At 44.8% G+C, this 22012-nt stretch carries 20 protein-coding genes; 14 read left to right on the top strand and 6 right to left on the bottom strand.

All coding sequences use genetic code 11. The features are described 5' to 3' along the window. Window positions 1-768, top strand: a 768-nt coding sequence (locus tag V2H45_RS18490; protein WP_330485150.1) for a hypothetical protein, incomplete at its 5' end; no start/stop codon positions are given. A 4-nt stretch (window positions 769-772) separates the two neighbouring features. On the opposite strand, the gene V2H45_RS18495 is transcribed toward V2H45_RS18490, so the two are convergent. The 5 genes from V2H45_RS18495 to V2H45_RS18515 form a co-directional block, all read right to left on the bottom strand. Further along, window positions 773-5506 carry an ATP-binding protein gene (locus V2H45_RS18495; RefSeq protein ID WP_330485151.1) on the bottom strand — a complete coding sequence of 1578 codons (4734 nt, stop codon included), beginning with the start codon at window positions 5504-5506 and terminating at the stop codon, window positions 773-775. A 35-nt stretch (window positions 5507-5541) separates the two neighbouring features. Next, complete coding sequence (locus tag V2H45_RS18500) at window positions 5542-7050, bottom strand: hypothetical protein (protein WP_330485152.1); 1509 nt, start codon at window positions 7048-7050, stop codon at window positions 5542-5544. 14 nt (window positions 7051-7064) lie between these two features. Beyond that, complete coding sequence (locus V2H45_RS18505; RefSeq protein WP_330485153.1) at window positions 7065-10787, bottom strand: Druantia anti-phage system protein DruA; 3723 nt, start codon at window positions 10785-10787, stop codon at window positions 7065-7067. Between the two features lie 49 nt (window positions 10788-10836). Continuing rightward, window positions 10837-11106 (bottom strand): helix-turn-helix domain-containing protein, encoded by a 270-nt coding sequence (locus V2H45_RS18510; protein ID WP_330485154.1) that lies wholly within the window; start codon window positions 11104-11106, stop codon window positions 10837-10839. 425 nt (window positions 11107-11531) lie between these two features. Further along, a complete protein-coding gene (locus V2H45_RS18515; protein WP_330485155.1) occupies window positions 11532-11684 on the bottom strand; it encodes a hypothetical protein in 153 nt (50 codons plus the stop codon). Between the two features lie 134 nt (window positions 11685-11818). On the opposite strand from V2H45_RS18515, the gene V2H45_RS18520 reads away from it, so the two are divergent. The 3 genes from V2H45_RS18520 (at window position 11819) to V2H45_RS18530 (ending at window position 12659) form a co-directional block, all read left to right on the top strand. Next, a complete protein-coding gene (locus V2H45_RS18520) occupies window positions 11819-11977 on the top strand; it encodes a hypothetical protein (RefSeq protein WP_330485156.1) in 159 nt (52 codons plus the stop codon). 351 nt (window positions 11978-12328) lie between these two features. Continuing rightward, the gene (locus V2H45_RS18525; protein ID WP_330485157.1) at window positions 12329-12490 is read left to right on the top strand and encodes a hypothetical protein; all 162 of its coding nucleotides are present in this window, start codon (window positions 12329-12331) and stop codon (window positions 12488-12490) included. A gap of 40 nt (window positions 12491-12530) precedes the next feature. Then, window positions 12531-12659, top strand: coding sequence for a hypothetical protein (locus V2H45_RS18530; RefSeq protein WP_330485158.1), 129 nt, complete (start codon window positions 12531-12533; stop codon window positions 12657-12659). A gap of 415 nt (window positions 12660-13074) precedes the next feature. Here the strand turns inward: V2H45_RS18530 and V2H45_RS18535 are convergent, their stop codons facing one another. Continuing rightward, window positions 13075-13575 (bottom strand): hypothetical protein, encoded by a 501-nt coding sequence (locus tag V2H45_RS18535; RefSeq protein WP_330485159.1) that lies wholly within the window; start codon window positions 13573-13575, stop codon window positions 13075-13077. A gap of 114 nt (window positions 13576-13689) precedes the next feature. On the opposite strand from V2H45_RS18535, the gene V2H45_RS18540 reads away from it, so the two are divergent. From V2H45_RS18540 to V2H45_RS18585, 10 genes are all read left to right on the top strand, one after another. Next, complete coding sequence (locus V2H45_RS18540; protein WP_330485160.1) at window positions 13690-14115, top strand: hypothetical protein; 426 nt, start codon at window positions 13690-13692, stop codon at window positions 14113-14115. Between the two features lie 77 nt (window positions 14116-14192). Next, the gene (locus V2H45_RS18545; protein WP_330485161.1) at window positions 14193-14486 is read left to right on the top strand and encodes a hypothetical protein; all 294 of its coding nucleotides are present in this window, start codon (window positions 14193-14195) and stop codon (window positions 14484-14486) included. 82 nt (window positions 14487-14568) lie between these two features. Beyond that, window positions 14569-15150, top strand: coding sequence for a hypothetical protein (locus V2H45_RS18550; protein ID WP_330485162.1), 582 nt, complete (start codon window positions 14569-14571; stop codon window positions 15148-15150). 83 nt (window positions 15151-15233) lie between these two features. Beyond that, window positions 15234-16136 (top strand): DUF932 domain-containing protein, encoded by a 903-nt coding sequence (locus V2H45_RS18555; protein ID WP_330485163.1) that lies wholly within the window; start codon window positions 15234-15236, stop codon window positions 16134-16136. A 50-nt stretch (window positions 16137-16186) separates the two neighbouring features. Next, a complete protein-coding gene (locus V2H45_RS18560; RefSeq protein WP_330485164.1) occupies window positions 16187-16858 on the top strand; it encodes a hypothetical protein in 672 nt (223 codons plus the stop codon). Between the two features lie 171 nt (window positions 16859-17029). Continuing rightward, the gene (locus V2H45_RS18565; RefSeq protein WP_330485165.1) at window positions 17030-17440 is read left to right on the top strand and encodes a hypothetical protein; all 411 of its coding nucleotides are present in this window, start codon (window positions 17030-17032) and stop codon (window positions 17438-17440) included. Then, window positions 17424-17669 carry a hypothetical protein gene (locus V2H45_RS18570; RefSeq protein ID WP_330485166.1) on the top strand — a complete coding sequence of 82 codons (246 nt, stop codon included), beginning with the start codon at window positions 17424-17426 and terminating at the stop codon, window positions 17667-17669. Before V2H45_RS18565 ends, V2H45_RS18570 begins: the two co-directional genes overlap by 17 nt. 3 nt (window positions 17670-17672) lie before the next feature. Beyond that, complete coding sequence (locus tag V2H45_RS18575; RefSeq protein ID WP_330485167.1) at window positions 17673-17939, top strand: type II toxin-antitoxin system RelE/ParE family toxin; 267 nt, start codon at window positions 17673-17675, stop codon at window positions 17937-17939. A 2-nt stretch (window positions 17940-17941) separates the two neighbouring features. After that, window positions 17942-21679 carry a CHAT domain-containing protein gene (locus V2H45_RS18580; RefSeq protein WP_330485168.1) on the top strand — a complete coding sequence of 1246 codons (3738 nt, stop codon included), beginning with the start codon at window positions 17942-17944 and terminating at the stop codon, window positions 21677-21679. A gap of 100 nt (window positions 21680-21779) precedes the next feature. Beyond that, complete coding sequence (locus V2H45_RS18585; RefSeq protein WP_330485169.1) at window positions 21780-21938, top strand: hypothetical protein; 159 nt, start codon at window positions 21780-21782, stop codon at window positions 21936-21938. Window positions 21939-22012 lie beyond the last annotated feature (74 nt).

A 22012-nucleotide genomic window follows, 5' to 3' on the forward strand; every position in this document is an offset into this window, starting at 1 on the left:
AACTCAACGCTGATGCCTTTTCTAATGCTCTCAATCTTTTGTCCTGTACTTAGGTCTAATTCAATTGTTGAAAGGTCAAGTGCTACCAATGAAAGTGCATTTTACGAACTAATCGATTCCTTTCAGCTTGAACATTTTCGGTCAGTAATAGAACCCGAACAATATTATCCAGTCTTTCATTTTATCTCTGGATTTAGAGATGCTCATTCTACTCAATTTCAGGAATTCGAGAAATTTTACAAACTTACTGAAGGGAAAGAATACTTTTTTGAAACAAGCATTCGACTTCCTGAAATAAAAACTTCAGTCCCTAAGATTCAGCAACCAACATCAGGATCGGAAATTCAACTACGCTGTTATGAAAAGCGGTTTGAGAATAAACCTGAGTTCAAATCTTTAGTTGGAACTTATTATGATGAATTCTTTTGGCGTCTAGTGCCGTCATCCTTGAGCGAAAAAAGGATGACTACGATCTCACTTGAGACCAAAATTGAGCTGTCAGATCCTAATTTCAAAGTACTTAATACCTCTATCGACCTTCCAGTAGAAATTTCACCAAACTTTAATTTCAAGGTTGCTGAGGTTATAGGGGATACCTCACTTCTAGTAGCTACTTCGACAATTGCTTATCTTAGTTTTTCAAAAACACTTAAACCTCAAGTTGTCATGCCTGAATGGCCAGGATATCTTATAGCTGTTGGCTATTTATTAGGTATTATGGCTAAGTTTTATCTGAGGTGGAGCGGGAGAGGATTATTCAAAACCTGAAAAACTATAACTTTCTCATAAGCAAAGGTGTGATTTGTATTCTTGTCGGATTTGCATTAGTCCCAATCCGCAAATAGCCATCGCCTCTACCTGTCAGTTCCATTAGGTCTTCAGCCACAAGGTTTACATCTTGAGCATTTTTCTTTGCCTCAGCATGATCAAAAGGTTTTAAGACAAGTCGTGTTGCCATCTGTCCTTTAGTTTCATTGCTGAAATGATCGCTCATCTGGCTGGCAAGCACCATCCCCAAACCAAATTTTCGATACTCAGTTGCTAATTTATTAAGAATAGCGTCCGTGGCATCGCGATCTTTACCGCCCATCGAAAGAATTTTTGCCTCATCTACAAATACAAATAGGCGGAACTGTTCGCGATCGCTTTGTGGCTGCACGGGAATATTACCGCGAGATTTTAAGGCTCTAGCTAATTTTCTGAGTAGGGTATCTGTAACCACGAACCGTATATCTTCTTCCAAATGCACGAGGTTGAGGTGATGGCTGCGATCTAGTAGTGTTTCAATTGAGATTTGCTGAGGCTTAGCAAAAATGGGATGCTCAAACACTTTAGATACAGCATCATGAGCGCTTTCAATGATGTTTTTCTGCGCTCTGGGAATATCATCGCTATCCATCTGTTCTTCTAATAGTCTTAAAACATCAGCAAATGTCGGTGGGGTTCTTTGCCAACTGCTAGGATTGCGATCGCTAATTCCAGAACTTTCATATACTTGATTGAGAATGTCCTTGATTACCCGCCACTGACGATGCCCAAGTGATGGAATACAAGCTTTCAACATCCCAAGCAAGATATTAACTTGAGCATACACGCCACCATCAGCAGGATCGGTGGAGTCCAGTTCCATTGGGTTGATACCGTGAGTGCAAGCAGGGGCGTGGGAGAGGATATAGTCGTCGGCTTCCTGCAAAGTGACATCGCCATGAAAGTCAAAGATTAGGCAGGGAATGCCGAAGCGATAAATTTCCTCTGCTACCACCTTAAGCGTCTCTGTCTTCCCTGACCCTGAAGCTCCTAAAATCATGAAGAAACCATTAGGCTGTTTGGCAGGCTCCCAGTAACGGGGCTGACTATCTTTGCGAGCATTTCCCAGAAGTATGGATAGATAGCCAGTACTTTGCTGTGCAGTAGCTGCTGTGTTGGAGATAACTAACTCTGGCTCAGACATAATTGTTTTTGAAACGGGAATAGAGTCAGGAGTTACTTCTCTAGAGGCGATCGCTTCTGTTGAAGCTACAGACGATATAGGTTCATTAGAACTAGTTGCTTCTATCCCAGTAATTGATTGGAGTCTATTAAAAGCCGAAATAGGATCGAGTTCAGAAGGAATTGGATGACTGACTTGAGATAGGGTTTGCAAGTCCAGTTCTACCTGCTTAAATGTTGCTGCTTTATGTGGAAGACCTCTCAAGGTTAGCCCGACCGCTTCAGCATTTAGCGTGTGGAATAAGATCGGGATACCTTCAGGTGTTTTCAAAACAGTGCGTTCTTGGGGTGCAACACTGGCGAGCCGTACCCGCACAATTTGCGCTTGGATTTTGAGCGGCACTTTGCGATCGAAGAGGTCATTGAGCAGGGAATACCAACGCTCTTTGAATTGTGGATCGTTATCGCGCAAACAGGCTTGATAAAGATGATTGCGTAATACTTCACGACGAGGGCGAACAAGGGGTGAATCAGATTCAGCATTACCAAAGATACTGGCAACGGCGCGATAAGTTGCCATGACCTGATTCACAGGATCGCCCTGAATGCAGCCATTCTCATCAACAGTAAAGAGCGTACCCGCATCGTGGGTTTTTACTTCGATAATGTCAAGAATGAGGTTGCCATCTTCTGCTTCTCTTAGTCCGATCAGGTCGGCTTGCTTGCGGCTCTCTCTACCAGCTACTAGCCACTGACGAGCTTCAAGGGTATCGAGACTAACTGCTAAACCTGAAGGGTGATCGTGACGATAACTGCGAACAACTGCAATTTTACCAAGAGCAGCTTTAGTAGTTTTGTCTCCATCTTTTGATGCCGAACCAATGCCCAAGATACCTTCTGGTTCCAGAGCTACAAGATCCTGAACGATTGAGGTTAAAGTTGGTGGGTCAGCATCAAAGTAAGTGCTTTTTAATTCACGCGCAAGAGCTTGTTTGAAAGGTTCTAGATCGTGAGAAAGTGTCGTCAAAACCCGTCCTCTATCCTGTCTGGTATCGACACAGTAGGCGCTGTCAATACGACTAGTATTGATGGGAACACCGTGACGATCGGCTACCACCAACCAATTGCTGTGATTAGAAAGAATTGCCAGATGCTCAATTTTTTCCTCAGCATTGGGAGCATGGGTAATTGTTAGTTTCCGTAAACTCGGTTGTAGTGTTCCAACAAGCATAAGATAGCTAGCAAAAACATTGGAATCAGCTACAGGCACTTGGTTCACCTGTTTTTTGATTTTGTCATATTCGTAGCGATAACTTAGTACCCAAGGATTAAGAACTAATGCTCCTTCTCGTCGAAATCTACCCTGTCGAACCTCAAATGGATCGAAGATTGCAGTCAAGTGAGCAGGCATTTCCTGAAGTTCTTTTTCAATCTCCCCCTGGGTAAGTTTTTCACTAGAGATATCGAGACTAATCCTGCCAACTCGCTGTCCCATAGCGATCGCTTCTCGGATATCCTCATCAATGTCATCTAAACCATCGACCCAATTTCGTGCATCCTCAGCCGTATAGCGGATGCGAATATGGATACCTGAAATAATATTACTGCTGCCATTGCTGTCAAGTTGTACTTGCTTGATTAGTTCCCTAACAAAATTTTCTGGACGGGGAGGGTTGATCAGCATAACTCGTAGACCTGGGCGCACGAAAGGACGCATTTTAGCAAGGGAACACGCTAACTTACCAATGCTGATAGCTCCATCATCAACTCCGAGCGATCGCGGATTTTTTTTGTAGAGAGGCAGTGGACCAATTTGTCCAGCTAAACCCAGATCGACCGCAGGCGCATGAGTGATTTCCTCTGGTAAATGTAAGGAATTCAGATAATGTAGGTTATTGCTTAGAGTCTCCTCAATTGCCTCTAGTTCAGTGGGGTTAAATTCTTCTTTACCATCCAGTAATTCTTTAGCAGCCATGACCCAACGCCATAGGTGTAAAGGATGAATTGGTGAAAGTACAACTGCAACTTCTTCTTCGGTTTTGAAGATATATGTCTCCAAAACAACCAGTGAAGCAAATAGGTTTTGAGCTATTTCTGGTGAAGCGTTGGTTGCTTCCTGTGCATTGTTGGCGATTGCTTCGAGTAAAGCAGTGTAGCTTTGCAAATACATCTCAGCGGCTTGACGAACCTCTTTTTTTGCAGCCAGCGTTGTGAGAGGACTTGCTGTAAGACCTGCAAGGTATCCAATTAGGATATTACGATGCTGTTTGAGTTGTTCTACTAATGACAGAAAAATTTGTGGTAGAGCCTGTGCCTCAACAAAAGTGCGAATCAATCCACCTGTACCTTCAGAATCATCAAACAGTAAAGACTTTCGTTGCCCCCACTCATCTACATCAAGGATCGTAGTTTCAGATAAGTCTGCAAGATTAACAACCATCCCCCAAACTTCTTCACCTGTTCCCGCACGAACTAACCTTAACAAGTCCTGACTGATTTGGAGAGTTGCATGACTTCCGTAGGCATCTTGAGAAAGATCGACTGTTTTTCCTTCTACATCACCATCTTCCACACGCTCAACTGCCTGTTTAAGGGATTCGTAAAGATCATCCAATAAACGTTCATCTTTAGCGAGAACCGCCTTAACAGATAGGTTTTGTATGGGTTGAAATGAAAGCTTTGCATTGTTTTCGCTTTTGTCTGAGCCTGTCTTACGTCCAAGCCAAACTTTTTGACTGTCGGAAAATTCTAGTTCGCTAAGAACTGAGCGATCGCTAGGATATTCAGCTAATTTTTTAAGATTTTTCTGGATTTGCTTTGCTACTTTCTTATCGTTGCCATTTAAACTGCCAACATAACTTTGCATCCGCTTTCGCTCGTTCGGATCAGCGGAACGTGCATCTTCAAGCAATCGCTGGTTATCTTTAAGGCGTTTGGCAACGTCAGATGGGTTCATCTTGGCATCTATACCAGAATCTTTAAGCAATCCTAATATCGGCATGTAATCTTTTAGTTGTAGCCCTCGTGAGTCATCGTTTGGAAGACCCTCTAGTTCTAGTGCAAAATGTACAACGTCTTCCAGTCGAAAGTCTTCAGGAGCATTGTCATGAGCAATTGCTTTCCAAAAATTTCGCAAAAAAGCAGTCTGAGCATCTTCAGCTTTCTGATGTGCTAGTAACTTAATGGCATCTTGATCGTCGCGAATCTCAAAATCTCTTAATGATGCACCTCTTGCAATGGGTTTATTGGTTAGAACAGCTATCGTTCGTTGGTGTTCATTACGCCACGCCACAATTTCTTCTTCAGAGTTTGCTAGAAGATCGCAGCTATCAGGGAATTCTTCCTGCATTTTTGGAATAATAGCTCCCAAGTCAGGATCGGGAATTGCTATTCGTAATTTCAACTTTTCAGACTTGCGCCGCTTAAGTGCATTTCTAATGAAGGTCTCGCAGTTGATTGGTTCAATATCACGCAAGATGACCCCAAATCTCTGTGATTGTGCTTCTCTTAAAATTAGATCGGCAGCGAGTTGTCCAACTCTTGCTTTAATTTTTTCCTGAGTAATTTTCGTAACCATTTAGACTAACTCCTTCCAAATTCTCTGAGAATTACTTAATCAGCCTCAACCAGACCAACAAGGGCTTTACTATCTGCCATACGCTTTGCCAGACCTTGCTCCTCCAATCGCTTCAAAAAAGCCTCAGAGTTCTGACGTAAATGTTTGCTGCTAACACGGGGAATTCCCGCCTGAGTTAAAAGAAACTCATCTTCTGGGTGTCCACCTGTGACAATTCTAAAGCGTTCCCAAAGTCGCTCAAGAAATTCTTGATATTCTACGACTTCATTCACGACATTGATAGTTCCTGCAACCAAAACCTCAATAACTCGATCCTCAGGACAAACACGCTTCTTGGGATTTTTCTGTTGTGGATAAAGCAATCCACTTCGCAGACCAAGTAAACGTAGGTAGTCCACGAGGGAGGCTTTCTCGTTGAGCTTATCTACTATTTCTGCTAATATTTCCTCAATTTCGGTTTCAGAATCGCGTTGCACAATAATGCGTGTTAGTTCTTTTATCTCTGAATCATCCTTTGACTTCCTCTCCACACCTGTCAACTCTGTAAATTTGTCCCAAATCTCACCTGTTTCCCACAGTTCTAGCCACTCATCAGAGTCAGGACTTATCTTCATTAGCAAGGATTCTAATAGCGAAACCATATACCTTTTAACATCTCTAACAGTAAGTTGCTGCACAGATTCCTCGCTAGCTCTAGCAATGGGAGAGATAGCATTACCTGATACTTGAATCAGAAGAGGGCGTTTCGGCAAATTTGCCCAGATTTGTCCTCGTGTAGATAAATAGAAGAATACTGAGAGCGATCCTAGGCAGACAATCCTTTCAAGCGTGGCGATCGGGTTAGGACGAACTTCTTTTTCATAGATGTAGAGTAAGTCTGCTGCCTGTCGTAATTGATTTATCACTGGATCGTACTCATTACCTCTCTGCTGAAACTTCTGAAAGTCTTCACACTGGGTAACTGTTTCATTAGCCTTGCGATCTCTCATACCTTCATTGAGGGGAGCGAATAAAACCGTTAAGTCATCTGCTGAACCCAAATCGCGTTCAGGATCGATCTTTTCTCGTAGTAGTGATAACAAAGGTGATTCACCTTCATTATGTAAGAAACCCCATAGATTTTTGATCAGTGCCCCCGCGTGCTCATCTGAAGGATCGCTAGTAATAAGGCTCCCAGTGGGCGAAGTTAATGAAGATTGATCTATAGACTTTCCAAATACTGCACCGTCTGTTCCTAGTAAAGTCCGTAGCATCGGTAAAACCTGCTTGCCAAGTGCGCCTTCCTTGCTAAGTGCATCCTCTGCTAGTCGTCCCCATCGATCTTTTGAACGCTCTAAAAGTTTGCTCATTGCCTGATCTCGCATATCCTCAGTTGATTGAGCAGCAGTGTAGATTAGCACTTCTCGGAGGTCGCGAGTTTTAGCAACGGCTCCAAGCGTTTCCCGAAATAAGCCATTAGCAATATGCACAGGCTTGATTTTGTCCGTCATCGCACCACAGCCGTGGCGGCGAATCAATTCCTTCGTAATTACTGATCGCAACATAGTTTTTCTAACTCCTACCTACGATCGCTATCCAAATCATCATACCTGCGTTTCCGTAAATCTACACGAATTCGGACTTCACGACCGAGGCGACCCTCAACCATCGAGACGGTTCTAAAGTCCCCACCATCTGGTTGCACTTGATTAGCAAGTGTATCGTTGAAACGATAAATTCTGCGAGTGCATTCAGGATCGTCAGTTGTTCCTCCGTATGGCGCAAGAAGCAGATTTAGTAATCGAATATCAATCCGCAGGTTAGCAAAACGTAAATCTTTACCCTCAGGTCCTAGCCATATGTGATCTATAGGCTGTGTACCAAAGCAACGTTCGAGAAGCGGAGTTAGTCTTGGTTCGTAGAGAAATAATTTTAGGCTTGGTACATCACGTCCAGAGACCATCGCCTTTGCTTTGTTACGTGGGGAGTAGGCAAGTTGCGTCCATAATCGCAATCGATCTGGACAATTTTTTTCACCTGCATAAAGAAAGCGATTCAAATATCGTAGTAAGTTGCTGACACGAGATTGCGTAGTCTGATTGGTGTCACGCAGTTCCTCAAAGAAGTCTTCTGCTTTTGTTCTAGGGGTCAAGCGATCGCTATCAGGATGCTCAAAGAACCATCGACGTTTGAGTGCTTCAAATGCCTTAAGAGGAGCATCAGCATCATTTTTAGTTACTTTCTCTTGGTGACTATCTAGAGGAGTAGGAATAGGCTTTGGCTCGAAGGGAAAATCATCAGAGGAAAACTCTCCTTTCCATAGTTTCTCATCTACTTTTGCATGAGTGCGAGAGACAGGATCGATACCTTTTCTGAGTTCATCAAATAGTTTGCCGTCTCCATCTTTAAACATATTTGTGTAGTAACGAGCAAGTTCAGAAGTTCCTAGCTCAATTAACTCATCGCAGGATCGAGCACCAAAAATTAAAAACGAACAGAATGCCATCAATTCACGAAATGTGATTTGTTCGCCGCGAACACTGACATTCTCCAAGAGTTTCCCTACACGCTCTTGTACCTTTTGGTGTTTCAAGGCTTTACGGTTATATGTAACACCGCAGGTGGACTGGGCAGGACAAATATTACATCCTTCGTACCAACGCTCTTCAGTTAGTTTATCTAAAACGGCACCCACCATTTGTTCAGACAAGTTTTGTCTAATACTCAGATCGATGACAAAAACTTGTCCTTTTGCGTCAGTTGGTACTGACCACACTTTCCTAGCGAGATCCGTATTTTTACTATCAAGTGCTTCATATGAAATAGATCGGTGTAATTGCCGTTCAACTTCTTCGAGAAATCCATAATCTTTTCTGTACTTCTTAATCAAGTCCAGTAATGGGCCTTCATTGATGGCAATACAAGAGGGTTTACCAGTTTGCAGGGAATCTGCCCACTGTTGAACTACCTCGTCTAGTCGTTCTGCACTAGCATCTTGTACAATGTAAGCATCTTGATTCTTCAGTTTCTGTTCCATCAAACGAATCAAATGAGTTTTGCCGTCACCTGCATTACCTGTGAGGATGACTGAGGCTCCATTTTTGATTAATGAATCGATTACTCGTTCAACAGGGGCGGCTGAAGTTGAGATGTTGATATCGCGTAACTGATTGAGCTTAACGTTATCAGCAAAAGCGCTTTCCTCGCGGTATAGCCGTCGAATATAGTCAAGTTTTTCATCTACTGGAGCTTGCATACGGGTTTCTCTATCTATGATATCTAGAAACGGTAACTCTAACTGCTGAACAGGTCTAGGTAAGTCCTTTGAAATCCGCAGTTTAAGGGGCGAGGATTCTACCAACTGTTGGAACAGAGGTTTATGATCGAGGCGACTGGCAAGCCAGCGGTCAATCCAAAAGTCCGTAATCTTGCTACTACTTTCATCACCCACATCAGAATGATCGGTTGAGATGAGAAATTTGGGTGATTCATCTATCTCAAGTAAATATCGCTCCAAGTTCTCGATCAATGGGATGCTATAGATCAGACGTGGGCTAGCGTGGCGCAGCAAATTCGCTTGAGCAATTCCCAGTGCATCCAAGCCACTAGCAAGTTGGCGCATTTTGGGGTTAGCACCTTCACCAAAAACATTGTTGACACGCTTAAAGTTTGTGCTCTTATTTTCCAAAATAGTTAATGCTAGTTTGGTTTCCTTTGATAAGTGGGCAGAGCCATAACCCTCTGTATCGCCAATTAGAGAGTAATGCACGTCTTTACTTTGCCCAGAAATCGTGCCAGCAGGAAGAGTGACTCGGTTGTATTGACTCGAACCAACAGCATACAAACTGCTAGTGCCCAGATAGACTAGCTTTGATGGTCGAAAAATCGCCCGACCTGCCATTTGACTGGCAATAATACTTACCTGCTGACTGTAGCGTCCTTCGTAAATCTGGGTAACTGCTGGACTCAGCATCAGTAAACAAGCTAGTTTCCCAGAGAGTAGAGACGAATATGGCGGTATACCTCCGCAGACCACAATCTCCATCATTGTGCTGCCAGAGAGACGATTTCTTGCCTGTCGTAAGGCAATGCCTACTGCAATTTGTCCTTCCTCATCTGCCATCAGTTTTCGTAGAGTTTCAAGCGAATCGCTAACAGTGCAAGCATTGAGCACTAATCTTGCACGGAGCAACTCTGCTATTGATTTGGAACGCTTAAACTGATACAGAGTAGTTTTTGTCTCTTTCAGAAGTTCATCGGTTGTGACGTTAGTATCAAACTCAACACGTTTAGGTTTTATGAATTCTTCTAGTTCTCTCTTTCGACGAAGAGCAGCATCGTCTCGAAAAGCAAGAAGGCGAGAGAGAGTTTGTGTTGTGGGAAACTGAAGTTCTTGTGGGTCGATGGGCAGGTCGTCAATGTAGATTTCCGTAAGCGATTTCTGAATGCAGTTTTGGAGACAAGCAAGTCCTTCATCAGATGAGATCTTGCCTTTCTCAATGAGTTGCATGAAACCTTTTGGCAGCCAACCGAACAGCATATCTCGACAGTTCAACTGCATGACTGAATTGCCTAAAGCGGCGATCGCCATGACAGGATGATAAGGCTGACCAGCATCACGAATCAGAAAAAACAGATTTCGTCCAGGTGAAGTGTTGAAGGGAATGCTCCAGTTAAAGCGAAAATATCTCCAGATATCAGCATATTTGATGCCCGTCAGTTCGCAGCGTTTATCTGGCTCAACTAGCTGCAAATAAGGTTTGATTACCTGCCTGAGTAGTGTCCCACGTTCTTGCTTTGGTAACTGAGAGATCGGTTCTAAACGTTCTCGCAGTGTCCTACCGTCGGCAATCAGATTTGTGATAGGGACACAGGAACTGCCTCGCCCGGGTTGCTCAAGTGACCCAATAAAGCGACGAATAGCTGGATCGCGCAGTTGATCCTCACGAGCAAACATCCCAACACTGCGAGACGCGGCTTTTGCTTCATCTACATTTTTATGCGGTTGTGCTGTCTTAGGGTAGAGGGCAATGCAACCATTCTCGATTCGTGCAATCCAACCCTGTCCTATCAAATCACGGAGTACTAAAGCCGCAGTTCTTAGTTTCAACAAACGTAAAGGCTCCTCTCCAGAATCCCTTACTTCTGGCTTCAATTCACTGATTAAAGCATTTAGATTTGCTAGCTGATTCTCAAAATCTTGACTAGCGATTGCCCCAATTAGTCGGCTATAACTTTGTCCACCATCATCAAAGCTAGGTAAAAATACTCGCCCGTCTTTCAATGGTGGTAGTGTTTTCACTTCAGACGGGATAACTTTATTTATGAGCTTCAGCATTTACTACCCGCTTTTACCCTTCGTTTTTGAAAGGTTTAGCAAGCAAATCTACAACTTGCCGCTCCTGTGAATGCAAACCTTGGATCGATTCGCCTATTTGTACAAGCAACGCTTCAAGCAATTTCTGTGCTACAGGTGACGGATGAGTTTTACCATTCTCCCAGCGATTGACTGATACAAACGTCACACCTAGCTTTCCTGCAAACTGCTCATGGGTTAATCCAAGTCGAGAGCGTAACTCTCGGACTAACTCACTAGTTTTAATTGTTTGCGAAATGGGCATAGCTATATAAAGTTTGTTACAATCCTCATTCTACAGAAGTTTCAATGAACTACAAGCGTTTATCGACGTGTCTTAATATTCAAACAGATAGTTTGACTCCAGTGAGGGGGGACTCAACACGCGCGTTATCAAACTCAAAAAGGTATGTAAGATCTAGTAGTCTTGCTCATTAAAACACTACAAATTTATTTTCTACCTTTGTCCCGATCCACCACAGAGGTAGTTTTTCCTATGATTGATCTTCTACGTTAACGTTTGTGCCTTTACTTTTCGATGATTACTACACTTTTGATATGAAATCAGCCTTGAAAGAAATTGATTCCGAGGACAAAACTAATGTAGTTAGAGATCTTCATCATTTCACAATTAAAAGTTAGCAAAAAACGAGTTGAGGCGATCGCTTCACAAAGGTAATACCCTTGCACCTAACCTGCTCCCACTAGATTAGCAGTCAATTTAATCAGCCCAGTTAAGAACGCGATCGCTTCTCTGGCACATTTCCTCAGATAGCGCACCCTCTCGCTTCTATCCGCCCACCTCCCAACCCTTCCAGCACCGAAAACGTAAACCGACTGCATCGCAGTTGATCTCTTGACACGCATCCTGCAACAGAACCTGCCAAAAATGCAAGTGCCGCTACGCTGATTGCATCCACCTGCATTCTCGTCAGAACCTGCCGCCTCATCGTCTGCGTAGAGTTCAACAAAACGCGATGCAGTACATTTACATTGTTTACGGTGGCTTGGAAGAAGAAATTTGCGAAGTGTGTCACGAAGAAGATGAAGCAAATCAGTACGCTTTATATCTCGAAGAAAATAACGTGCCAGAAGTTCGCATCGTCAAGATTCTCGACCCTACATGGGCTGACTAAATTACTGGGTGGCATAGCCACCTTTTTCTTCTCTCCCACCACCCACCCTAATTGCAAATAGCATCGCTGCCATCCATCGACCGTAGGCATCGGAATCGCCCCACTACTCATCTCAAACTCGAACACCCGTTAGCCCCACTAGCCAAAACTACTCGTAGCTTTCTTACTTTGGCATAGCGGTCTCACCATCATCGAGCCAGAACTACTCTGAGTCTGTCATGATACTTGAACGCTTTACACCATCCTGCCGCAGAACCTCCTCATTCCAGCGCAAGGGACGTTACACTCATAAGCCCTTGCACTGTCGGAGAACCTGCGGGCGATCGCCTGTCGTAGCGTTCAAGTAAAGCCATGACAGCCATCATCTATGTAGTTCACGTCACCGACCACGACGGCAAGACCCATCACTTCGCCAGTGAGGACAAAAAAGCCGCTCTCAAGCAGTTCAACTTCAGCAAGTGGTTGCACTCCACAGGCATTGTCAAGTTTAAAAAGGTGCGCGTAGCGATTTAGCCTTACTAGGTGGCAGCAGTGCCACCTTATCTTTCTGCCTTTGCCCCGACCCACCGCGCAGGCAGGCTCTCCCCACATCCCACCATCCGAATCGCTTCAATCGCATCGCGATCGCGTGCCATCTCCGCTTTTACCTAAACAGTTCTCAGCCATGCGATCGCAACGCTGAGGTTGATTATTTGCGATCGCTCCAGAGCCGCTATGCTCGTACCCCGAACCCCTCAAAGGGGACAATAGATTCAGCTAGTTTTTTGCCATGAATCATCACAAAAAACGTAGCTTCAATCGAAATTATCTCGCACCGCTTCCACGCATTCAGCCGTGCATTTGATTAAGAACAAAAAAGGCACATGTGGCATCGTAGCTACGGTTGTCAAGGGTTTCACAAGCTGCGACAGCATCAAATTTCGATGAAGCTTTCTATTTTCATGATGCTGTCTAGCCCCTGACACCTACGCTATGCAATTCGCAGTGTGCCTTTTTCGATGAAAGCTGATTCGCGATCGCTCAAATATTTGTGGTGTGGTGAATGTGGTGGTGGTGCATGTGAGTGTAGCGGGGTTGTCAAGCCCCAGAGACTCTATCTACAGCAAAGAGAGTTGCTTTTGTTGCATCCAGTCAGGTTGTCCGCATGGCTCGATCAGCCAGTGCAGTTTTACTGTTACCCCTTTGGCGATCGCATATCTCACAGTCCCCCAAGTACCAGAGCCAGCCCACGAGTTTACCGTTATACCTTCAGGGCAAGGCTTATTTACAAAAGCGTGCAGCGTTCCACGATCTTTCATCAGCGCATCCACCATCCGTTTGCTGCGTTGCTGTAACTGATAGGGTTTTCTCCCTTCAGTCTCGTGCAGTTCTACTTCCATTTGCTTGCTTGCATTTTTGTAGGCGATCGCATCTATGCCCGTAGCATCTCCTACATGCAGTTTTGTCGCCCTATCAAGCAGCGATCGCAGTTGCTTTGTTGCTTGTGCTGCCTGCCTCTCAGTTAGTTCTCTTGTCCCACTTACACCTACTACAGTCATCTGCTTAACACCTTCACGACTTACATTCCTATTATACCAGTGATTACCAGTGATTACCATTAGTTTTACCTATTATCAGAGGTTCTAAGATAGGTAGACATCATGTTTTGCGTCTTGTATATACTGGTATTTACTGGTAATATAAATTTATCGACAAATAAAGGAGTTCCAAAGATGGTCACTTCTCAAAACATTCTCTACTCTGCTTCCGCGATCGCGCGAGTTCTCAATGTAGCTGCAAGTGCAGTCGTCAAGTTCGATGTATTTGCCAAGGTCGTCTGGGTTTACGTCAAAGGTCAGCGTCCTCAGTTCCTTTCTAAAAAGCTATTTACTCAACACTTTGTAGACCGTCGCAAGGCTGAGGCTAGAGGTTTGACAGTTACTCGCCATGCCTTCGAGTCTTCCCATTTCACGGTTCGCAACGAGTTAAAAGGTACTTCTTATCAAGTACAGGCGATCGCTTCTGGTTTGGTCTGTGAGTGTGAGGACTACAAAAATCAAGTGCGATTCTTTGGGCGCGGTTGCTGCAAGCACGGCTACGCAGTTCTAGCCCAACTTGGTTTTACAGATCTGCGTTCCTATCTCGCGTCACAGGCATAACAAAAATCGTCCTAAGCAAGACGATAAAAGGCTCTCTCGCTCAAGACGACATCAAAACATTTTTTAAGGATACCACGATGATTATTTCTTGCACTCAATTTCCATCAGCCCGTAACTGCGATCGCGTTCCCATTCTGCCCTATCACGAATATCGCTATGAGGATGATTTTGATGGAACAGTGACGCATTATCTCGTTGTTGATTTCAATACCTACTGGTCAGATGGCAAAAATACGGGTCACTTTGCCAAAGCTGTGCCTTTGCCTGAGCCTCAACCTACTGAAGCAGATTGGCGAGACTACGAGGCTTATCTCGACGAACAAGCTGAACGTCAGAGATTAACAGCAGAGCTTGCTTGCGGTAACTGGTAAATCTTATGTCCGATCGCAGTGATGACACTAAAAGCCCCTGCTAAACCAATCCATTCTATGCAATCAAAAGGAAAACTAAACTATGACCGCTATAACTGTTTTTGGAACCAAACCCCAAGACGCGATCTTTCTACCGCCCCAACCCTTTGCCGTGCGGCTCAACTGTCAAGCAGGACAAGTTGCCCTCAGTGAAGATGAGTTTCTCAGTACTTCGCTCGAAATATCCATCATTAAAGTTGCTCGTTACTTCGGCGATCTGGGCAAAACCAAACAGGTTGAATGGCTGCAAATCTTTTTCGTGGTGTCTCCTACTTGCAAGGTTCTACCTGCAAATACGGTTTGTGTGAGCTATATCAAGACGCGATCGCTGTCTCAGTTTGCCCAAACGATCACCCGTTTGATGGAGAATGGCGAACCCGCCGAAGGTATTTTTATCCTCTCGTTCCAAAGTCATCAAAACACACAAGGTCAGCCTTACAAATCCGTCAAGTTCGACTGGAGAGAACGTAAGACAGCGGTGGAGAAAAAGCAGTTAGAGCTGATAGCTGCTTTCATGCAGAATCAACCCGCACTAGCAGATACAAATGGCACTCGCGACATGGTTTGTATCGATGGCATGACTGTTACTGAGGTGCAGCAGATGGTTTCTGCGGTGAAGGAATAGCTTGCTTGAGTTTGGTAGTTCTCAGCTAAAAACTACTGCTCTTTTATTTTTCAAGACGACATCAAAACATGCAGGAGAAACCTATGACGATTAGAACTTGGTATCGCAATCTCGGAACGCCGATTACATCAGGTATGACGCTTGACGAGCAACTAAAAACGGCTGGACTCGATTGGACTGTCGAACTCTCTCCCATTCGTTATGGGGAGGATTGCTCGACAGAAGAATTTCTTGCTGCCTATCGCAGCGACACTCAGCAAATTCTGAGCATCTATGGTAAATGGCGCAAGCCGTTTCAGAATCGTCAGATTCTCGAAACCTTTCACACGTTTTGCGAACAGAATGATTTGCAGATCGATCGCATTGGTTGCATGAAGTCAGGTAGAGAACTTTTTGCTTTTACGAAACTGCCCATCGAAATTGATGTCAAAAAAGTGGGCGATATCACGGAATCTCATCTGATGATTACGGAGTCTCACGAATGTGGTAGAGGGTTGCAGATCGATCTGTATTTCAATCGACTTGTTTGCACGAATGGGATGACTAGACCTGTAAGACAGAGACAGCAGATCATCAATCATGTTTCGGAATATAACAGCGATCGCATTGCTGGTATCTTGGCTCATGCGTTGAAAACAGTCAAAGATTACGAGCAAACTGCTAACGGATTGGCGGATGTGGTTTTATCCCAGCAAGAGGCTCAGTTTCATCTGATTAAGGCTTTTGGCGATCCGAACAAATCGCTGGACGAACAACCTAAAATTGTCTTGACCTGTCTCAAACTTTTTCTCGGTCAAGGTAGAGGCAGCAATATGCTTTCTGCTTACAATACGGCGTATGGGTTGCTGGAATCGGTGAAGGAATACATCAATTGGTATTCACCTGTGAGGGGTAGTCTTGAGACGGCTTTCTCTAGTCTTTGCTACGGTAGCCGCAAGCAAAAACAGGATGCTTTTATGCAACAACTTGTTTCTGTGCATTTGTAAACGTTTCTGGGGATGTGTGCGACATCCCCGATTATTACTTCAAACGAACGATGAACCCTAATCCAATAATTCTGTTACATCCGAATATCCCTAAGCCGCTACATGGTTTGAATCCTCGCACCTTGCTCGGTCAGGAATGGTGGGATCGGGTGCGAAAAGAGGCCTATGCAAAACACGATTATCGCTGTCATGCCTGCGGCGTGCATAAGTCAAAGGCAAAGTATCACCGATGGCTGGAGGCGCATGAGATTTATCGCTATGACTTTGCTACGGGTAGGGCGGAGATGGTGGAAATTGTGGCGCTCTGTCATAGCTGCCATAATTTTATTCACGATGGGCGGATGCAGGAAATTGTGAAGGCTGGGGATCTCAATTTCACGGTGAAGAAGTATTTGGATATTTTGGAACGTGGCAACCGTTTGATTGAATTGCATTTGAAAACTTGTCAAGGATGGCGTGAGGGCGGCAGTATGCATCCCGAAGGGAATCGCTGGAAACATCCTTTTCAGCCTACTCAACCTTTTCAACGGGTGTTTCCTCTAGTGAATGTGCCCGAACTTGAGGCGATTTGTGAGGAGACAGCAGGATGGTCGGACTGGCATTTGATTGTGGCTGGGATGAAGTTTCACAGCCAGTTTAAGGATGAGTCGGAATGGGCGGCTCATTATGGGGCGTTGAATGCTAAGAAGTCGGTATCTCTATCTGGGGTTTTTAAATGGTGAGTCCAAAATAACAGTGCTGGATAGGCATAGATAAGTTCTAACAATTAGGGGATTTATCTTGAATATAAAGCGCCGATCGCATATGTAATGATTATTTAACGAAAATTGGTCGGTAGGGTGAAAGAAACTGGCTATGATAAGTGCAATACTTCCAGTTTTGGAGAAATATCAATGTTTTCTGATGAGGAGATTTCTAAACTTGCGGCGGAAATTGATGCAGAGTTACTTGAGTTACGATCGCAGCCCAATGACGCGACCTTAAAATCGGAGGATAAGCGATCGCAATTGGTTAAACAAAATCAGGCGATCGAACGTGTTACAGGTGAGCCAGCCAATGGTTTTTTGAAAAAGTTTTGGCGTGCGGCGAAAGCAGATCTCTGCGAGGAGGAGGGAATGCTGCACAAACAATGGCAGAAGTGGGGCGATTTGGACAATAAAGAGGCAATCTCGAAATTTGGTGGCTTTCTCACTGGACTGGGGTTATCTGGAGATTTTCTCACACCAGTTGTTGTAGCGACAACGGTGATTGTTCTGCACATAGGAGTTAAGGCATTTTGCGAGGAGTATGGCGATCGTGAATGAATTAACGATTACACTTGCGGAAGCCATCGAGATTGTCGAGCAACTACCTGTCGAGCAGCAAGATATGCTCCTCCAAATTGTTCGTAGTCGTCAAATTGAGCGACGGCGCGATGAAATTGCTCAAAACGGTCGTGAGGCGATCGCGGCATATCGGGCAGGAGAATTGAAAGCTTATACGGCGGCTGAGGCGATCGCGGAATTAAGTAATATCCTCGATTCCCCAGAATGATTTATGAGAAAGATTGTTTTCTCACCAAAATTTGGGCGTGCTTTACGGCGATATGTCAAACGCAATCCTGAGCTAAGAAATCGCATAGAAAATGTGATTCAGCAAATGGAGTTGGATGTATTTGTGCCAAGTTTGGGGACTCATCCCCTTAAAGGAAAACTAGATGGATTTCAGGCTTGTTCTTGCGGTTATGACTGTCGGATTGTCTTTAGCGTTGACTCAGAGGCGATCGTTCTGATTGATATTGGCACTCATGATGAGGTGTATTGACTATGATTGAGTTAAATGTGCGGTTCGCGAGCCCCGATCGCTTTGCGATCAAGTTCGACGATCGCGAGACGGATGCTCTGGAGTTTGTAGCACCTGTGAACGATCGCGATCGCGCTGAGATTCGGTGGTATTTGGAGAGCTACGCGGCACATTACATGATGGATGTGGACGATCGCAGTGCAGAACGGATTGAGGCAAAATTGCCTGTTTGGGGTACGGCGTTGTTTGAGGCGATTTTTAGTGGTGGTGACGCGAAGGAAATATTTAATAATTTTCAGGATAGTGATGAACGAAACAAGATCTTAACAATTTCGGCGAGTCATCCGCTTATTTTGTCTTTGCCTTGGGAATTATTATGCGATCCAAAAAGAACTTATTTATCGCATGGGGAAAATCCAATTTCGATAAGGCGTAGTTTTTCGCAGTTAACAAATGAGTCGGAATTTCAGCAGAAACAAGTTAAGCAGGGTATCGTCCCTCCCAAAAATCGGTTGCACTTGCTGTTTGCGATCAGCCGCCCCACAAGTGCAGGGTTTCTCGATCCGCGTAAAGATGCTTTGGCAACTCTTAAGGCGATCGCTAAAAATGCACAGGGATTGATTGATGTGGAGTTTTTGCGTCCTGGAACTCTCGACAAATTGGTAGAACGTTTAGCAGATAAAAGTTTGCCATCGGTAGATATTGTGCATTTTGATGGGCATGGGGTATTTGATGTCAATAAGAACATTGGTTATCTGTTGTTTGAGGATATTGGTGGTAATGGCGATCGCGTTTCGGCGGCAAAAGTTGGCGAAAGCTTAAGTCAGGCAGGAATCAGCGCGATGTTGCTTTCTGCTTGCCAATCAGCAGCAGTAGCAGGTGAAGAGGCGATGGGAAGTGTGGCGGCAGGGCTTACCCATGCAGGAATTCCGACCGTTTTGGCGATGCAATATTCGGTACTAACGTCAACAACAGAGCAGATGTTTGGGGCATTTTACGAACATCTGATGCGGGGACAGAGATTTGGTGAGGCGTTGGAAAATGCGCGGCGGTATTTGTATTCACATCGGGAACGGGGCGATCGCCAGCGTGGACGCGATCGGGTTACTTTGCGGCTACAGGATTGGTTTTTACCTGCGTTGTATCAGGTGGGGAGCGATCGGGCGTTGTTTGCGGTGGAAGATCTCCCCCAGCCCTCCTTAGAAAAGGCAGAGCAGAAACTTTCAAATCTGGGTGAAGTACAGACGGCTGGCTTTTGGGGTAGGGCGCGGGAATTGTGGCAGATCGAAAAGGCGTATGTGCGGGATACGCGGCGGGTAACGATTTCGGGTTTTGGTGGGATAGGGAAGACTTATTTGGCTGAGGAGGTGGGGCGTTGGTTGTTGCGGACGGGTATGTTTGCGCGGGTGTGTTTGGTGGGCTATGCCAATTTTCAGGGGATCGATGCGGTGTCCTATGCGGTGAGTGTGTTGGCGACAGTGTTGGATACGAATTTGATCGATGCAGCGGCGGTGACGAGGGCGCTTGTGGCTCTGCCAGTGTTGGTAATTTTGGATAATTTGGAGTCCTTGGATGCGGGGCAGTTGGCAAGTTTGCTAGATGTAGCGAAGGAATGGTCGGAGGTGGGGGAAAGTCGGGTATTGCTAACGACACGCACACCTGATTTGCGTCATCCTGATTATCCCAATTATCCGATTGCGATCGGGCGTAGAAGTAAGCACGTTTCTTGGGATTTGGAAGGTTTACAACCTGATGATGCGGTGAACTATTTCCAAAGTCTATTGAAGTTGCCTCCTGCGCCACGTTTAGATTTACCGTTTCGCGAGGATTTGCTAGCGTTGTTTGAGCTTGTGCAGCGTTTGCCTTTAGCGATCGGTTTGCTGGCAGCACAATTGAAAGATCGGCAAGTTTTGGATGTGCGTAAGGAGTTAGAGGAGTTGCTTGTTCAATCTCCTGATAATCCGTTGCTTGCTTCACTGAATCTGTCGATTAATCGGCTTGATCCTGAAGCACAAGAATGGATTAAGCGGTTGGGAGTGTTTCAGGGTGGAGCATTTGAAGATTATTTGATGACAATTACGGAAATTGCGGAAACGGAATGGAATGAACTCAGAACGCAGTTAGAGGCGTCGGGACTAATGAAATCGGAATTTTTGAGTCATTTGGGTGTGAGTGTACCTTTTCTCAAGTTTCATCCAACCCTTACATCTGCGATGTGGTTACGGCTGAATGAACGCGAACAACATCAACTTCTTAGCCACCATCGACAACAATATTACCAACTGTCAGACTATTTGTATTTTGAGGATCGTAGAAACCCCTTTGCAGCGAGAACCATAGCCCAACGAGAACTGCCGAATTTGCTGTATGCGGTGCACTGCAGTATCGAAACAGATGAAGATTTTACGGCGGAGTTTGTGGATAATGTTAGCATGTTCCTTGGCAGCTTCGGACTGAATCGAGGTCGGGCAGACTTGACGGCAAGGATGCAACAAATGGGCAGTGAGGTTGGCTCCCAAACTTGGTTTCTAACGCAGAGCGAACGGGGGACGCAATTAAGGGATGTAGGATGCTATGCCGAAGCAGCAGCGGTGTTTGAGGAGATTTTGGCAAGCTTGGGCGCAAATCCTAGCTATGATCGCTGTGTCACACTGTTCAGACTCGGACAATGTTACTGGCTAACGAGTCATCTTGAAAGGGCGTTAGCAACCTATCATCTTGCATTTGAGGTGGTCGAACTGCTAGAGCAAACTAACTCCGTGAAGAGACAGATCGGCATTTTACAGGCAGGTTTAGCGGATGTGTTGACAGCTATGGGGGACTACGATCACGCCCGTGAGTCCTATGAGGCATCGTTAGATATTTTTCAAGAACAGAATGACTATCGTCATATAGCTGTTGTACAAGCACAACTTGGGACTTTGGCAACAAAGCAAAACAACAACCCTGAAGCTATCCAACGCTATCAAGAAGCACTGGAAATTTTTCATCAACTCAACGAACCTGCGATGGAAGCAAATTCATGGCATCTATTAGGCAATACATTATATGAATCAAACCAATTAGAATCCGCAGAGTGGAGCTATCGGCAGTCCGTCCAGATTAATGAAGCGATTGGTAATTTGGTAAATGCGGCAATGATTTGGAATCAGTTGGCAATCATGTGTAAAGATGCTGGAAGACTGATGGAGGCTGAGGAATGGTGTCGGAAGGCGATTAATGGTTTTCGTGATTCAGGTAATGGAACTATGGCGGATAAAGCATTGGAAAACCTTGCTAATCTCCTCCAACGATTTCCGAATCGCCTCAATGAAGCCAAACAGTTAGCCGAAGAGTCCCTAGCCATTAAGGAAACTCTCGATCCTGCGGTGGCTCAGATTTGGAATATTTACGCACTTTTGGCACAGATTAGCGATCAACAAGGCGATCCAGCCCAAGCAAAGGAATATCGCTGCCTTTCTCGCTCCGCCGCAGGTACAAAGTACAAGCTACGCCAGTCCGCACAACAGTTTATCGACAGTGTAGTGAGATCCTTCCACGATGCCGAAATCAGACAGCAATTAGAAAGTCAAATGCAATCAGCGCTTCCAGAATGGCAAAATCTCATCGTCGCGATTCGGCAAATCTTCAACGGACAACGGGATGAAGATATTCTCTGTGAAAAATTGGGTGTTGAAGATTCTCAAATTGTCCTTGCCATCCTACACGGTATCGCCGCCCCTGAGACGTTAAAAGCATTTATGCCAACCCCAGACGAGTAAACGCACAGGTCCCAGACTTTTTTGTATAACTGACACAATCGAGCTGCAATCTCTAAGAAGGTGACGTATGATTTGAAAAGATAATTTTGCCAAAACTGCCATGACGATGGTTCCCATTAAACCTTCTTCACTCCTCGTTAAAGGGCTTCGAGTTGAGCGCATTCACAATCTAAATTTGTTTAAGTTCACACCTGAACTCAGCGATCGCATGAATGAGTTGCTCGACAAGAAAAAAGCTGACACGCCCACCTTACTTTAGTTTGGACTAATCAGTAGCTAGGCAAGAGCAACAGAAAGGCACGAGAAAATAGAGCAGGAAATTGCAAAGGCTAA

Source organism: Tumidithrix elongata BACA0141, assembly GCF_036349135.1.
GTDB lineage: Bacteria > Cyanobacteriota > Cyanobacteriia > Pseudanabaenales > Pseudanabaenaceae > Tumidithrix > Tumidithrix elongata.

Excerpts from the sequence above, each read along its gene's own strand:
- V2H45_RS18495 (WP_330485151.1), bottom strand. The coding sequence starts at position 5,506 with ATGGTTACGAAAATTACTCAGGAAAAAATTAAAGCAAGAGTTGGACAA.
- V2H45_RS18500 (WP_330485152.1), bottom strand. The coding sequence starts at position 7,050 with ATGTTGCGATCAGTAATTACGAAGGAATTGATTCGCCGCCACGGCTGT.
- V2H45_RS18510 (WP_330485154.1), bottom strand. The coding sequence starts at position 11,106 with ATGCCCATTTCGCAAACAATTAAAACTAGTGAGTTAGTCCGAGAGTTA.
- V2H45_RS18515 (WP_330485155.1), bottom strand. The coding sequence starts at position 11,684 with ATGCAGTCGGTTTACGTTTTCGGTGCTGGAAGGGTTGGGAGGTGGGCG.
- V2H45_RS18520 (WP_330485156.1), top strand. The coding sequence starts at position 11,819 with ATGCAGTACATTTACATTGTTTACGGTGGCTTGGAAGAAGAAATTTGC.
- V2H45_RS18525 (WP_330485157.1), top strand. The coding sequence starts at position 12,329 with ATGACAGCCATCATCTATGTAGTTCACGTCACCGACCACGACGGCAAG.
- V2H45_RS18535 (WP_330485159.1), bottom strand. The coding sequence starts at position 13,575 with ATGGTAATCACTGGTAATCACTGGTATAATAGGAATGTAAGTCGTGAA.
- V2H45_RS18540 (WP_330485160.1), top strand. The coding sequence starts at position 13,690 with ATGGTCACTTCTCAAAACATTCTCTACTCTGCTTCCGCGATCGCGCGA.
- V2H45_RS18545 (WP_330485161.1), top strand. The coding sequence starts at position 14,193 with ATGATTATTTCTTGCACTCAATTTCCATCAGCCCGTAACTGCGATCGC.
- V2H45_RS18550 (WP_330485162.1), top strand. The coding sequence starts at position 14,569 with ATGACCGCTATAACTGTTTTTGGAACCAAACCCCAAGACGCGATCTTT.
- V2H45_RS18555 (WP_330485163.1), top strand. The coding sequence starts at position 15,234 with ATGACGATTAGAACTTGGTATCGCAATCTCGGAACGCCGATTACATCA.
- V2H45_RS18560 (WP_330485164.1), top strand. The coding sequence starts at position 16,187 with ATGAACCCTAATCCAATAATTCTGTTACATCCGAATATCCCTAAGCCG.
- V2H45_RS18565 (WP_330485165.1), top strand. The coding sequence starts at position 17,030 with ATGTTTTCTGATGAGGAGATTTCTAAACTTGCGGCGGAAATTGATGCA.
- V2H45_RS18570 (WP_330485166.1), top strand. The coding sequence starts at position 17,424 with ATGGCGATCGTGAATGAATTAACGATTACACTTGCGGAAGCCATCGAG.
- V2H45_RS18575 (WP_330485167.1), top strand. The coding sequence starts at position 17,673 with ATGAGAAAGATTGTTTTCTCACCAAAATTTGGGCGTGCTTTACGGCGA.
- V2H45_RS18580 (WP_330485168.1), top strand. The coding sequence starts at position 17,942 with ATGATTGAGTTAAATGTGCGGTTCGCGAGCCCCGATCGCTTTGCGATC.
- V2H45_RS18585 (WP_330485169.1), top strand. The coding sequence starts at position 21,780 with ATGACGATGGTTCCCATTAAACCTTCTTCACTCCTCGTTAAAGGGCTT.